13 protein-coding genes and 1 tRNA gene are annotated in these 12802 nt (G+C 67.7%); 9 read left to right on the top strand and 5 right to left on the bottom strand.

All coding sequences use genetic code 11. The features are described 5' to 3' along the window. Positions 1-216 precede the first annotated feature (216 nt). Positions 217-2106, top strand: a complete 1890-nt coding sequence (locus C469_RS01840) for a bifunctional metallophosphatase/5'-nucleotidase (RefSeq protein WP_049910927.1) — start codon at positions 217-219, stop codon at positions 2104-2106. A 16-nt stretch (positions 2107-2122) separates the two neighbouring features. On the opposite strand, the gene C469_RS17440 is transcribed toward C469_RS01840, so the two are convergent. After that, positions 2123-2695, bottom strand: coding sequence for a hypothetical protein (locus C469_RS17440; RefSeq protein WP_241429975.1), 573 nt, complete (start codon positions 2693-2695; stop codon positions 2123-2125). Positions 2696-2936: 241 nt separating this feature from the next. Between C469_RS17440 and C469_RS01850 the strand changes: the two genes are divergently transcribed. The 3 genes from C469_RS01850 to C469_RS01860 all read left to right on the top strand — a co-directional run bounded on the left by C469_RS01850 (position 2937) and on the right by C469_RS01860 (position 5761). Next, positions 2937-4868, top strand: a complete 1932-nt coding sequence (locus C469_RS01850; protein WP_008003335.1) for an aldehyde ferredoxin oxidoreductase family protein — start codon at positions 2937-2939, stop codon at positions 4866-4868. Positions 4869-4940: 72 nt separating this feature from the next. Beyond that, entirely contained in the window at positions 4941-5393 is a 453-nt protein-coding gene (locus C469_RS01855) for a hypothetical protein (RefSeq protein WP_008003336.1), read from the top strand. A gap of 41 nt (positions 5394-5434) precedes the next feature. After that, on the top strand, positions 5435-5761 hold the full coding sequence (locus tag C469_RS01860) for a hypothetical protein (protein WP_008003337.1): 327 nt from the start codon (positions 5435-5437) through the stop codon (positions 5759-5761). A 750-nt stretch (positions 5762-6511) separates the two neighbouring features. On the opposite strand, the gene C469_RS01865 is transcribed toward C469_RS01860, so the two are convergent. Together C469_RS01865 and C469_RS01870 are read right to left on the bottom strand one after the other, a co-directional pair. Then, complete coding sequence (locus C469_RS01865; protein WP_008003338.1) at positions 6512-7558, bottom strand: hypothetical protein; 1047 nt, start codon at positions 7556-7558, stop codon at positions 6512-6514. Between the two features lie 72 nt (positions 7559-7630). Beyond that, on the bottom strand, positions 7631-8341 hold the full coding sequence (locus C469_RS01870; RefSeq protein WP_008003339.1) for a DUF1405 domain-containing protein: 711 nt from the start codon (positions 8339-8341) through the stop codon (positions 7631-7633). Between the two features lie 131 nt (positions 8342-8472). Between C469_RS01870 and C469_RS01875 the strand changes: the two genes are divergently transcribed. After that, entirely contained in the window at positions 8473-9147 is a 675-nt protein-coding gene (locus C469_RS01875; RefSeq protein WP_049910918.1) for an FxsA family protein, read from the top strand. 136 nt (positions 9148-9283) lie between these two features. After that, a tRNA-Ile gene (locus tag C469_RS01880) sits at positions 9284-9357 on the top strand. A gap of 152 nt (positions 9358-9509) precedes the next feature. On the opposite strand, the gene C469_RS01885 is transcribed toward C469_RS01880, so the two are convergent. Next, positions 9510-9812: a hypothetical protein gene (locus C469_RS01885; protein ID WP_241429976.1), complete on the bottom strand. Its 303-nt coding sequence runs from the start codon at positions 9810-9812 to the stop codon at positions 9510-9512. Between the two features lie 229 nt (positions 9813-10041). On the opposite strand from C469_RS01885, the gene C469_RS17810 reads away from it, so the two are divergent. Beyond that, positions 10042-10221, top strand: a complete 180-nt coding sequence (locus C469_RS17810; protein ID WP_449272112.1) for a hypothetical protein — start codon at positions 10042-10044, stop codon at positions 10219-10221. A 3-nt stretch (positions 10222-10224) separates the two neighbouring features. Then, positions 10225-10752 carry a hypothetical protein gene (locus C469_RS16605; protein ID WP_147587228.1) on the top strand — a complete coding sequence of 176 codons (528 nt, stop codon included), beginning with the start codon at positions 10225-10227 and terminating at the stop codon, positions 10750-10752. 547 nt (positions 10753-11299) lie between these two features. Here the strand turns inward: C469_RS16605 and C469_RS01895 are convergent. Continuing rightward, positions 11300-11707 carry a TlpA family protein disulfide reductase gene (locus C469_RS01895; RefSeq protein ID WP_008003346.1) on the bottom strand — a complete coding sequence of 136 codons (408 nt, stop codon included), beginning with the start codon at positions 11705-11707 and terminating at the stop codon, positions 11300-11302. A 123-nt stretch (positions 11708-11830) separates the two neighbouring features. On the opposite strand from C469_RS01895, the gene C469_RS01900 reads away from it, so the two are divergent. Further along, positions 11831-12748 (top strand): PLP-dependent cysteine synthase family protein, encoded by a 918-nt coding sequence (locus tag C469_RS01900; RefSeq protein ID WP_008003347.1) that lies wholly within the window; start codon positions 11831-11833, stop codon positions 12746-12748. Positions 12749-12802 lie beyond the last annotated feature (54 nt).

Consider the following 12802-nt stretch of genomic DNA (forward strand, 5'->3'; position numbering starts at 1 on the left):
GTCGTCATCGCGGACCACCGAGCGGGGATCGAACACGGCGGAGCCCGGGGTCCCACCCGGTCGCGACCCGCGGCCCGCGACCGCGACGTGTCGAGGCAATCTCCGATAGATATGGTGCGCCCATTACATATATTATCTAATATATAGAAAGATTTTATAAATAACGCTAAATGAAAGAAGATGATGTCACGGAACCGTGACTACGGTCGGCGCGAGGTGCTTCGAGCGGGTGGAATCGTACTCGGCGGATCGGTCCTTTCCGGGTCGGCGGCGGCCGCCGACGGCGACGGGTCGACGACGCTGACGCTGCTGTCGTACAACGACGTTCAGACGGCCGCCGCGGAGGACAAGAAATTCCCGCGGCTGGTGACGCTCATCGAGCAGCGCCGGGCGGCCGCCGACGGACCGGTCGTCGTGGTCGGCGGGGGCGACCAGATCGGTCCGCACGCGCTCAGTCCCGTCTCGCAGTGGCGCGCGCCGGTCGACGTGCTCAACGAGGTCGGACCGGACGCCGACGTGATCGGGAACCACGAGTTCGACTACGGGCTCGACGCCGTCTCCGACGTGACGGAGGACTCCGACTTCCCGTGGCTGGCGACCAACCTCGTGGACAGCGACACCGGCGAGGCGTTCGACGGCACGGAGTCGACGCGGGTCGTCGAGCAGGATGGCGTCAGTGTCGGCATCATCGGTCTCGTGGACGAGGGCGCGACGTTCGGCAAGACGAACATCGAGTTCAACGAGCGCGGGCTCACCCTCGAGGACTACACCGAGACGGGGCCCGCCGAGGCGAAGCGACTCAAGGAGGATGAGGGCGTCGACGTCGTCGTCGCCCTCGCGCACACGGGCGTCCCAGACGCCGAGGCGCTCGCCGAGGCCGACGCGGACGACGACATCGACGTCGTGGTCGTGGGCGACGACGAACTGGAGTACCCGCCGGCGGAGGTCAGCGGGTCGATCGTCTCCGAGGCGCAGGCTCGCGCGAACTTCCTCAGCGAGATCACGCTGACCGTCGCCGACGGCGCCGTCACCTCGTGGGAGGGTGAGCTGATCCCCGTGACGGACGACATCGAGAAGGATCCCACCGCCTCCGACATCATCAACGACTACCGCGCGGAGGTGAGCCTCGACTCGCCGGTCGTGGAGACGGAGACGGCGCTTGACGCCACGTTCTCCTCGAACTACCACCGGGAGACCAACTACGGCAACCTGATCACCGACGCGATGCGCGAGCGGGCCGACGCCGACGTGGCGATCACGAACGCCGGCGGCATCCGCTCGGACTCGGTGTACGGCCCCGGCGAGATCACCGGCGGCGACGTGTTCAACACCCTCCCGTTCCCGAACACGCTGGTCACGCTGGAGCTCACCGGCGACGAGCTCGTGGAGACGCTGGAGAGTCAGATCGTCACGCTGGAGAGCGGCGGCGGGCAGGAGTTCGGCGAGGAGGTGACCCAGCAGGTCAGCGGCGTGCGCTTCGAGTGGGTCCCCCACGACGACGCGGACGAGCTGGTCCGCGACGTGCGCGTGGGCGGCGAGCCGCTCGACGGCGACGCCACCTACGAGGTGGCCGTCAACAGCTTCATGGCCGGCGGCGGCAGCGGCTACCCGCTCGGGGACAAGCCGGTGCTCGCGGAGACGGGCGAGCTGCTCGCGACGACCGTCGTCGACTACCTGGAGGGGAAGGGAACTATCGCCCCTCGCGTCGAGGGGCGCATGCAGCGCGTCGACCGCGACCTGCCCGACGCGTCCGTCACGGTCGACGGGAACGGCAAGGTCGTCTGCCAGTTCGACGCGCCCGACGACGTCGAGTCCGTCGCCGAGGACACCGTCGACGTGTGGGCGCTCGACGGCGAGCACCTCGGGGCCGAGAAGGTCGTCTTCGACGCGGACGAGCGGACGCTGGTCGTCCGCGTCGACGACGGCGACCTCGCGGAGACGGTCGGGGACGCGGACGACGGCGACGAGATCCCCCTCGACCTCTACGCCGAGTACGAGTCGAGCGAGTTCGACCACGTGTACTTCGAGCGCTCGCGGCTGAACGCCGACGTGGAGGCCGTCGTCGAGCAGCGCGGTCGCGGCCGTAACGCTCTCGCGGCGCGCTAACGGGCGCCGATCGGGCTCACCGGGAGCCCCGTTCGGCCGAACGAGACCGCCAGAGCGCCTGCCCTCCCGCACCGATGCCCGCTCCGAGCGCGTTGACGGCGGCGTCGCCCCACGCGAACGACCGCCACGGGATCGGCGCCTGCACGAGTTCGATCCCGAATCCGAACGCGACCGCCGCGGCGGCCGCGAGGAGGAGCCCGCGCCGACCCCGCCCGATCGCGCGGCTCGCGAGCACCGTCAGAACGGCGTAGCCGACGAGGTGGAAGGGGTCGGTGAAGCCGACCTCGACGGGGAACGCGCCGACGATTCCGGCTCCCGTGCCGCCGACATCGCTTCCGCCGCCCGCCCCGCCGCCCGGCGCGACCCACGACACCGGGATCAGCGACGCGACGAGGAGTGCCAGCCCGAACGCCGCGGTGCCGGTCCACCGGTCGCTCCGGCCGTCGGCGTCGGTGTCGCGCTCAGCGTCGCCGTCGCGCTCAGCGTCGCCGTCGCGCTCGTCGTCGTCGTCGCGCTCGTCGTCGCCGTCGGTGTCGCGGTCGAGACCGATCACGCGCTGCAGTTCTCGCCCCTCGAAGTTAGCGGTCACGGAGCGGACGCGTCGCCCCCGGTACGCCGGCCGCGCCGAAACCGCTCGGCAGTACGGCGGCCGCTTCGAGCGTCGGAAGACCGGCTACCCCCGCTTCAGCCGGCGATTTTCTTCCCAGCTCTCACGGTCGTTATTTATATATCGTGAGGACGACCACGGGCCACAGACGTAACCGGTAGTCGTTTCGCTCGGAGGTGAACAACTAACTCGCTCCGGTCCATCTATAATGAACGAGCATTACATGACTGAAATGGGCGGCTACAGAGACCGAGTTGCACAGGTCGACCTCGGGGACGGGGCGGTCGACTACCGAGGAATCGACGAGGAAGACGCGGAGAAGTACATCGGCGCGCGCGGGCTGGGCGTCAAGTACGTCTTCGACGCCGGGCCGGACGTCGACCCGCTGGGGCCGGAGAACCGACTCGCGCTCATGACGGGTCCCCTCACCGGGACCCAGACCGTGATGAGCGGGCGGATCGCCCTGGTGACGAAGTCCCCGCTGACGGGGACGGTCACCGACTCGCACCACGGCGGCTGGTCCGGGGCGCGGCTCAAGTGGGCCGGGCTCGACGGGATCCTGCTGGACGGCGAGAGCGACGACCCCGTCTACCTGCTCGTCGAGGACGGCGAGGTCGAGGTACGCGACGCCTCCCACCTCTGGGGCCAGGGCGTCCACGACACGATCGACGCCCTCGGCGAGGAGGTCGACGGGTCGGTCGGCAAGAACCTCTCCGTGATGACGATCGGGCAGGGCGGCGAGAACGGCGTCCGCTACGCCTGCGTCATCAACGAGGACGACCGCGCCTCGGGCCGCGGCGGCACGGGCGCCGTCATGGGCGCGAAGAACGTGAAGGCGGTCGTCGTGAAATCGGGGACCGACATGCCGAAGCCCGCCGACCCGGAGACGTTCCAGGAGGGCTACCAGCAGGCGATGGAGGTCATCCGCGAGTCCGACGTGACCGCGCCCAACGAGGGCGGGCTCTCGATGTACGGCACCAACGTCCTGATGAACGCGACCGAGGAGATGGACGGGCTCCCGACGAAGAACGCCCAGCACACGTCGACGGAGGCGTTCAGCGAGGCCGACGGCGTCGACGTGCAGGCCGAGCGGGTCTCCGGCGAGAACGTCCGCGAGAACATCCTCGTCGACGAGCCGACGTGTCACTCCTGTCCGGTCGCGTGCAAGAAGGAGGTCGAGGTCGACGTGACGCACAAGGGCGAGGACCTGAACGTCCGCATGGAGTCGTACGAGTACGAGTCCGCGTGGGCGCTCGGCCCGAACTCCGGCCACGACGACCGCGACGAGATCGCGGTCATGCTGGACCGGTGTAACGACCTCGGCATCGACACCATCGAGTCCGGCAACATGATGGCGATGGCGATGGAGATGAGCGAGGAGGGCAAGCTCGACGGCGTCGGCCACCTCGACTGGGGCGACTCCGAGACGATGATCGACCTCCTCGACGAGATCGGTCACCGCTCCTCGGACCTCGGCGACCTCCTCGCGGAGGGCCCCGAACGCGTCGCCGACGCGAAGGACGCGCACGGCAACAAGCTCTCGGTCAAGGGCCAGACGATGGCCGCCTACGACCCGCGCTGCATGAAGGGGATGGGGATCGCGTACGCGACCTCCAACCGCGGCGCCTGCCACCTGCGCGGGTACACCCCGGCCGCCGAGATCCTCGGCATTCCGGAGAAAGTCGACCCGTACGAGTGGGAGGGCAAAGGCGAGCTCACCGCCACCTTCCAGGACCTGCACGCGGTGTCGGACTCCTTCGACATCTGCAAGTTCAGCGCGTTCGCGGAGGGGATCGAGGAGTACGTGCTCCAGTACAACGGCATGACCGGCCGCGACCTCAGCGAGGACGAGCTGTTCGAGGCGGGCGAGCGAGTGTACAACCTCGAGCGCTACTTCAACAACCTCGCCGGCTTCGACGGCACGGACGACACGCTGCCGAACCGCTTCGTCGAGGGGCACCCGGACGCCATCCCCGGCACGGGCGCCAGCGAGGGCGAACTGGTCGAACTCGACGAGATGAAGGCGGAGTACTACGAGACCCGCGACTGGGTCGACGGCGTCGTCCCCGACGAGAAGCTCGAGGCGCTCGGCATCGACATCGGCCCCGGTACCGGCGTCTCCGCCGGCGACTCCGCGGCCCCCGCCGACGACTGAGCGCTCGCCGCCCGCAGCCGTATTTTTTGCGGACCGCAACCGGTATGACGGAGCCCTCCGCACGGCTTCCGTATGTCCCCGAATCCGACTCGTCGGTCCCCGTCTGGACGGTCCTCGTCCCGTCGGTCTCTCCTCGCCGCGGGATGTGCCGCCGCCGCAACCGGCCTCGCCGGCTGTGCGGACCTCCTCGGCCCGGAGGAACTCGCGCACGAGGTCGAGGCGTACAACCGCCGGGACACCGCCCACACGCTCTCAGTTCGAGTCGAGAACGCCGACGGCGACGCGCTGTACCGCCGGACCTTCGAGATCGAGGGCGACCGCGCCCGAGAGGGAACCGAACCCTTCACCGGGACGCCGACGACGATCGTCGTGACGGTCGACGACCGCGAGCCGGTCGAGCGCGAGTGGCCGGACCCGAACTGCGAGCAACAGGGGACGCGCTCGGCAGGCGGCGTCGACGTGTATCTCCTCCCCGACGGCGAGGTGCAGTTGGAGCCGACTTGCGACACGATCTACGCGGAGTAGCGCCGGTCATTTTTAAATATCCCGCGACGGTAGCGCCGCGCATGGCGCACGACCCGCTCTCCCCCTCCGAAGCCCTCCGAACGCGGACCGGGGCGACGCTCGCCGTCGTCTCGATCCTCACGCTCGTTTACTCGCTCGTGATCGTGGGACAGGTCCTGTTCGGCCTCATCGTCGGCGTCGCACTCCCGGCCAGCCTGTACCTCTCCTACCGGCTGTTCGCCGCGCTCGACGCGCTCGCCGACGCGGCCCAGCGGATCGCCGACGCCCGCGATCGCGAGGCCGACGAGGCGGCTCGGTTCGACTCCGCGACCGAGCGTGACGCCCCGTCGTCGCAGTCGTCGGACCGACTCGCGGAGCGCGAACGGTAGGCGGAGATCCAATGCTCCCCTTGGCCCTGTTGAACCACTGTGGGAGTATGTGTGTCAATTCGGTTGATCGGCTGTTTATAAGTGAACGAGTGGTGTTGCCGTCGGCTATTTATACGTGATCGACGACTTTGCGGTGAACACCTCCAAAGCCCCAGTCGCGACGACTCGCGCGCTTTGCTGCGCTCCTCAGTCGCTCGTTACACTCGCTCCTTGCGGTGCTTGCTGCAGCGTGCTTCGTCCTTCCGGGAGACTTTGTCTCCCGTCTTCCCGCTCGCGTTGCTCGCGGGAATCGCGACTGCCCCTTTGAGTCCCACCCCNGTGCTTCGTCCTTCCGGGAGACTTTGTCTCCCGTCTTCCCGCTCGCGTTGCTCGCGGGAATCGCGACTGCCCCTTTGAGTCCCACCCCGCACCGCACAGCACCGCACCTCACGCCTCCCCAGCCTCGTCAGTCGCCCTCCGCGTTGCTCCGGGCGACTGACTCCAGCGAGGGACCAGAGGTCCCTCTGGCAGCCGGCGCGCAGCGCCGGCGACCTCGCGCGGCGCTGCTCGCGCCCTTCGGGCGCTCACAGGCGCACGCCACCGCCCCGTTTTATACGTGGTCGCTGCTATCGCTCACGGCTGTTTAAATACTGAATTGCTGCCACCGATCTGCGATACCCACTCCCGCTCTCGCTCACCGCTGTTCCTATACAGAACGATTGAGGCCGTGGGAAGCGATCAACCGCTGAGACCCTCAACAGAGCTCCCTCACTAGAACTCGAAGCCGACGGCGTCGCGGTCGGGCCGGATCGGACTCCCCGGATACGGCGGCGACGCCTCGGGGTCGTTGAACGGCCGAGGCGCCACGTCGTTCGGCCCGCCCGGGTAGAAGAGCGCGGCGAGCGTCTGGACCGCGGTCCGCCCGCTGGCGAGCTCGAACTGGCCGCCGCCGTACAGCTCGATGCCGCGCTCCTCGCAGTACGCGATCGTCTCGAACAGCGATTCGAGGGTCCCGAACCGGGAGGGCTTCACGTTACACCACCCCGGATCGACCGGAAGCGACTCGAGGCTCTCAACGCCGTCGATCGGGTAGTCGAAGGAGAGCCGGTCGGCCTGCGGCTCCACGAGCGGGCGCGTCTCGGGCGTGAACGCGGCGTCCTCCACGATCGCGGTCGGGAACGCGGCGAACACGTCGCGGTACAGCTCTGGGTCGGCCTCGACGTCGACGTCGGTGCCCTCGTACCAGCCCTTCAGGTCGAGGATCCGGACCGCGTCGGTCTCCCTGAGCGCCGTGAACGCCTCCTCCGGCCAGTCCGGGGTCGGGTCGAGCTTGAACTCCAACTCGTCGTCGAGCGCGAGCAGCTCCTCGACGCGGTCGGTGGTCGGCGGCTCGCCCAGTCGCGTCGAGACGACGAACCGGACCGGCTCCGGTTCGATCCCGAGGCACTCGCCGAGCGACTCCCCGCGCTGTCGGAGCGCCAGATCGAGCGCGGCGCTCTCGACCGCCCACCGGCGGTAATTTCGGAAGTACTCCTGTTCCGGTGGCTTGTGCGCGAACAGGTCGATCTCCTCGAGGCGCGCCGACAGCTCGTCGATCGTCCACTCGCCCTCGATGTCGATGGGGTCGGTTCCGACGAGGGCGTCGTGGTCGGCGGTCTCGTAGGTCACGTCCTCGCCGCGACCGACGACGCCGTCGCCGGCGAGGCGGAACTCGGTGGTCGTCCGCTCGAACCCGCTCGTCGTCTCGCCGGTGTACCGGCGGCGATCCACCGACTCGATCGTGACCGATAGGTCCGCGATCCGCTCGTACGCGCTCATGCTGTCCCATGACGGTCCGCGGGGACTTAAACGGGAGACGCTACTCCAGGGGAGGGGGTCGCGGCCTCCGATTCAGGCGCCCTCGCCGCGCCCGAGTCGGAGACGGAGTGCTGCGACCCGCGTCGCGAGCGCCCAGAACAGCGGGATCACGGTGAGCGCGACGGCGCCGGCCGCCGCGACCTGCAGCACGGTCGTCGTGAACCACGGCTCGGCGTCGGGGTAGGGGATAGAGGTGTGCGTCACCTCGCCGATCACGGGGACGAAGTAGTCCATCAGCAGGTCGACGGTGTACCACGCGGTCGCGACCGCGACCGCCTTCAGCGGGAAGTCGGTGATCCGGTGGAGCACGAACGCCTGCACGACCATCCCGAGGTGGCTCACGAGGAGGAACGCGTACATCGCGGGCCCCGAGTTCGCGAGGAACGCGGGGTGGAAGACGACGAGCACGTACGGGGTCCAGAGCCCGAGCTTGACGTTCCCGAAGAAGGCGAGCGTCGCGAGCGTGTCGCTCGACCGGCCGAGCGCCCACGCCGCGAGCGCGAGCGCGATCAACAGGGTCGCGCCCGGGCTGTCGGGGACGAATGGCCACATCTCGACCGGGAGCTCGCGGAACTGGAACCGGTAGTACCAGAACCCGAACGCGGTGCCGAGGAGGTTGATGGCGACGATCACCCAGACGAACCGGAAGGCCACGTCCTCCAGCGCCTTCGGGAGCGGGGCGAGCCACCGCGGCAGCGACTCGCGGTCCGGCGGGTCGCGGCCGAGCGCGCCGACGATGTCCATACGGTCGGCTCGGACCGACCGGTCAAAGCCGTGGCGGTCGCGTGGCGGTGGAGAGCCACTGTCCGCGAGACGACCGCCCCCGCAACGCCCGGACGAAAAGGGCTATGGGTCCCCGGCGGGAAGGCGACGGTATGCGCCCGCGAACGCTGCTCGCGCTGCTCCTCGTCGTCCCCCTCGTGGACGCGCTGTTCCTGATCGTCGTCGCGACGCGGCTGGGGTGGGCGGTCACGGTCGCGCTGGTCGTGTTGACCGCCGTGCTCGGAATGCTCCTCCTCCGCGCCGAGGGGCGCGCGACGCTCGCTCGGGTCCAGCGCAAGCTGGCCCGCGGCGAGCCCCCGACCGACGAACTGCTCGACGGCGGCCTCCTGATCGCCGCCGGCGCGTTCCTGCTCACGCCGGGACTCGTTACCGACGCGGTCGGGTTCCTGCTCGCACTCCCGCTCTCGCGGGTCCCGATCCGCATGGCTCTCAAGAAGTACGTCGTGATCCCGTACCTCGACCGCGAGACGGACGGGTTCACCACCGGTAACGTCTACATCGGCGGGTTCCCCGGCGGCGACGGAAACGGCGCCGGTGCCGGGTTCACGATGGGCGGCGGCGCGTTCGGTGGCGGGAACTTCGGAAACGGCGACGGCTTCGACGCCGGAGACGCCGGCGGCACCGACGAGTTCAACGGACAGGGCTCCACCGGGGACAGCACCGGCGATGCCGCCGACGGCGACCGGTTCGACGACGCGGACCGCGCGGACGACGTGGTCGACGTGGACTTCACGGTCGAAGACGACGAGACGGACCGGAGCGACTGAGGCACGGACCGCTTTCTGCGCGCGTTCCCCGCCGCGTGAGTTGTTTCTGACTCGATCCGAAATCGGCTGACTGCGGCCGATTCGCGAAAGGAAACCCTTAAAATCCTACCGGCGCAACGAACGAATGCGCTCACCTGGGCCAATAGCTCAGTCAGGTTGAGCGCTCGGCTGATAACCGGGAGGTCCACGGTTCAAATCCGTGTTGGCCCACCTTAATTGAATTCGGGCTTCGCCCGAATGAATTGGTGGGCTGGGACTCCCCAGCCACCCAATTTCGTCGTTCTACACCCCTAGAGGCACCGCTAGCGTGTCTTGTCCGGGCAAGAATTAAGCCGGTAGTCACTACCGTCTCCCGATCCGCGTTAGCCGAGGTGGTGTCGGCATGATGTTGTTCCGATCTCACGCTGGAGACGTTCCTGCTCACCGGCGTCCACCCTGTGTTTGTCGAATTGAACGGCGACAAGCGATCGCGAGGCGGTTTCGTAGTAGATCGCTCGCTCGGTCTCGTGCCCGATCCCGACGAGACCTCGGCCCTCCTCGAATCTGAATAGATTCTCCGCCATTTTCGCGCTGTGGACACTCGATCGTCGAAGTTGGAGTTCTTCAGCGGGGTTCACGAAGACACCGCGGCGCCGAATCCTCTCTCCCGAGTCCGTCGTTGCCATATCCGTAGAACTGGTAGTCAACGCAAAGGATGTGAGCCATAGGCACAGAGTGAAACTGGAAGTAAAGAGGCAGAGGGGCTCTGTTGAAACTCTTAATTGCCAATACCCTCAGATTTCATATATTATCTAGGGGATGTATCTATCACGTCACCTGAGCCTCTTGTAAATTGTCTGTCTCAAGACATTTCGTGGTAACATTTTTGTATTAGAATAGACAGAAGTTTAACAGATGGCTATTGTGAACGTCGCCTGCCCATACTGTGGTGAAGAGGCAAACGCAAGCATCCCACGGGATGCAAAGCTCTATGACGTTAAGAAAAAGACATCGAACACCAGGGGCGAAGGGAGCTCTACTACCAGTTGTAAGAACTGCGGTGCGACATTTGCAACGTCATACACGAGGAACTAACGTATGTATACTCCCGACCTCGATACACTGCCGAAGCACGAACTCCAGCGCCAGGTCGGGCTGATGCGCGAGCCCGACCTAGATCGAGCGTTGACGCAACCAGAGGCGTACAGCGCTGGCCCTCGTGAGCAACGGGCGATTCAGAAAGAACTCGGATGGCGTGAGCAGGAACGGATAGCCGCAGCGCAAGCTCACGATGACGCGTTGCGACAAGCTGGATTCGAAACCGGATTCAATGTGGATATCACCCAAGGCATTCCCGACCCAATTGCCGATCCGCTTCCTGATCTGGTCGTCAATCACGTGGATGATGTCGTGGATGGCAAATTCCAACCGTACGAAATACCTGATCCTCCGGCTGAAGTGGTCACTCCGTCGACATCCCCTGTTGAGGAGGCTCCGTTCGTGTCATATGACACCACGACTCCGAAGTCCATCAAGGAGGATCGGGAGGGTGTCTCGGTGAAATTCAGCGTCTCGTTCGATGACGGCTTCGACGACAAGTTCCGTTCCAAATTTAATACAAAATAGATATACAACGGAGCGAGTCGCCGGGGTGCATCAGGAACCGTCCGGAACACTCGGGGGTCGGCTTATATACTCACACCGAGACCGACCAGAACGTGATACGCGACGGCCGGACCGACGCCTACCGCGTCACCGATCGCGGCCGCGAGCTGCTGTCACGAGGCCGTGAGAGTCTCGATTCCGCACTCGAAGGGGAGGGCATGGGCGAACGAGTCCGACCGTCGACGTCGAAGTCCGGCGAATCCGCCACGGTCGGTGCTCGCGTACGCCGACCGCGACCGTGCGCCGCGCCTGCTCGCCGGCCACCGGGCCGTGCCGCAGTCGCTCTCTGACCCGGTCGATCGCCGGCACGGATCCGACGGCGAGATCGTGGCCCGACTCGCGATCCGCGAGGATGCCCGGACCGTCGACGATCGAGGTCCTGTTCGAGTTCGCTCGAGAGGACGGAGCGCGGGTCGCTCAGGGCGAGTGTCCCGGGCGTCGGTGTTCGCGGCTTCGCCGGCCCGCGTCGACCCGTCTCGGTTTCTTCACCGGCGCCTTTCCCGCGCCCTCAAGCCCGGACGTCCGCGCCCTCGAGCTCCCGCGCGAGGAACTCGGCGATCGACACGTCCGCCTCCTCGACGAACCGAGCGACCTCCTCGCCCTCGGCGGTCTCGACGACGACCGTCGGGATCAGCTCGATCCCGTACGCCTCGACGCCCTCGCCCTCCTTGCCGTTCGGGCCCTTCGTCACCGGGAAGTCCTCGATCCGGTCGTCGGGGACGCCGGCCGCGTCGAGCGCCGCGCCGAACGTCGGAAGCTGTCGCTGACAATCGCCACACCAGTCGCCGCCCCACACCTTGAACCGGTAGTCGGCGGCGGAGAGCGCGTCGAGCACGGCGGGGTCGAACTCGTCGGCGTCGGGGGAGTCCGGGGCGTCGCCGTCCGTGAAGTCGGGATCGAGCGTTTCGAGCGTCATACTCGGCCGTACGCCGGCGACGCTTGTAAACGCCGCGTCGGTGGCAACGGGTCGGCGGGGGCCATCGGACGCCATTTGCCGGAGTCCGGGGGGCATTTGAGTGGCGCACTCTTCCGTTCTCCCATGGACGACGACGCGTTGGACACGCTCGGCTCGCCGCTCGTGCGAGTCGACGCTCCGACCGCGACGACGGTGGCGGCGAAGGTCGAGTCGCGCAATCCGGGCGGCTCAGCGAAGGACCGCCCGGCGCTGTACATGGTCGAGGCCGCCGAGGAGGCCGGCGACCTGACGCCCGGCGACGGGATCGTCGAGCCCACCTCCGGCAACACGGGGATCGGACTGGCGATGGTCGGCGCGGTGAAGGGGTACGACGTGACGCTCGTGATGCCGGACGGCAAGTCGATCGAGCGCCGCCGGCTCATGCGCGCGTACGGCGCCGACGTGGAGCTCGTCGACGGCGACATCTCCGAGGCCAAGGAGCGCGCCGACGAGCTCGAACGCGAGCGGGGGATGGTCCAGCTCCGCCAGTTCGAGAACCCCGCGAACCCGCGGGCCCACTACGAGACCACCGGGCCGGAGGTCCTCGAGCAGGTGGGCGACCGCACCGTCGACGCCCTCGTCGCAGGCGTCGGCACAGGCGGCACCCTCACGGGGGTCGGGCGACGGCTCCGCGAGGCGTTCCCCGAGGTGCGGATCGACGCGGTCGAGCCGAGCGACAACGCCGTCCTCTCCGGCGGCGAGCCCGGGATCGACGAGTTCCAGGGGATGGGGCCGGGCTTTATCGCGCCCAACCTCGACACGGACCTGATCGACCGGGTCCACACCGTCGACATCGAGAGCGCCGAGGCCGAGTGCCGCCGGCTCGCGCGCGAGGGGGGGCTGCTCGTCGGCCAGTCCTCCGGCGCCTCGAACCTCGCCGCCAAGGCGGTCGCCGCCGAGCTCCGGGAGTCGGGCGCGTTCGCCGGCGACGAGCCCCTCGTCGTCACCGTCTTCTGGGACAGCGGCGAGCGCTACCTCACCGCCGGCACCTTCGACGAGTGAGGGGGCCGCCGTGAGCGGGCCGACGCGGCCGGAGAGCGACCTCCCGCGACCCGG

Origin of the sequence: Halorubrum lipolyticum DSM 21995 (genome assembly GCF_000337375.1) — an archaeon.
Taxonomy (GTDB): Archaea; Halobacteriota; Halobacteria; order Halobacteriales; family Haloferacaceae; genus Halorubrum; species Halorubrum lipolyticum.

Coding starts and splice junctions, on each gene's coding strand:
- C469_RS01850 (WP_008003335.1), top strand. CDS start 2,937: ATGACTGAAATGGGCGGCTACAGAGACCGAGTTGCACAGGTCGACCTC.
- C469_RS01855 (WP_008003336.1), top strand. CDS start 4,941: ATGTCCCCGAATCCGACTCGTCGGTCCCCGTCTGGACGGTCCTCGTCC.
- C469_RS01860 (WP_008003337.1), top strand. CDS start 5,435: ATGGCGCACGACCCGCTCTCCCCCTCCGAAGCCCTCCGAACGCGGACC.
- C469_RS01865 (WP_008003338.1), bottom strand. CDS start 7,558: ATGAGCGCGTACGAGCGGATCGCGGACCTATCGGTCACGATCGAGTCG.
- C469_RS01870 (WP_008003339.1), bottom strand. CDS start 8,341: ATGGACATCGTCGGCGCGCTCGGCCGCGACCCGCCGGACCGCGAGTCG.
- C469_RS01875 (WP_049910918.1), top strand. CDS start 8,473: ATGCGCCCGCGAACGCTGCTCGCGCTGCTCCTCGTCGTCCCCCTCGTG.
- C469_RS01885 (WP_241429976.1), bottom strand. CDS start 9,812: ATGGCAACGACGGACTCGGGAGAGAGGATTCGGCGCCGCGGTGTCTTC.
- C469_RS17810 (WP_449272112.1), top strand. CDS start 10,042: ATGGCTATTGTGAACGTCGCCTGCCCATACTGTGGTGAAGAGGCAAAC.
- C469_RS16605 (WP_147587228.1), top strand. CDS start 10,225: ATGTATACTCCCGACCTCGATACACTGCCGAAGCACGAACTCCAGCGC.
- C469_RS01895 (WP_008003346.1), bottom strand. CDS start 11,707: ATGACGCTCGAAACGCTCGATCCCGACTTCACGGACGGCGACGCCCCG.
- C469_RS01900 (WP_008003347.1), top strand. CDS start 11,831: ATGGACGACGACGCGTTGGACACGCTCGGCTCGCCGCTCGTGCGAGTC.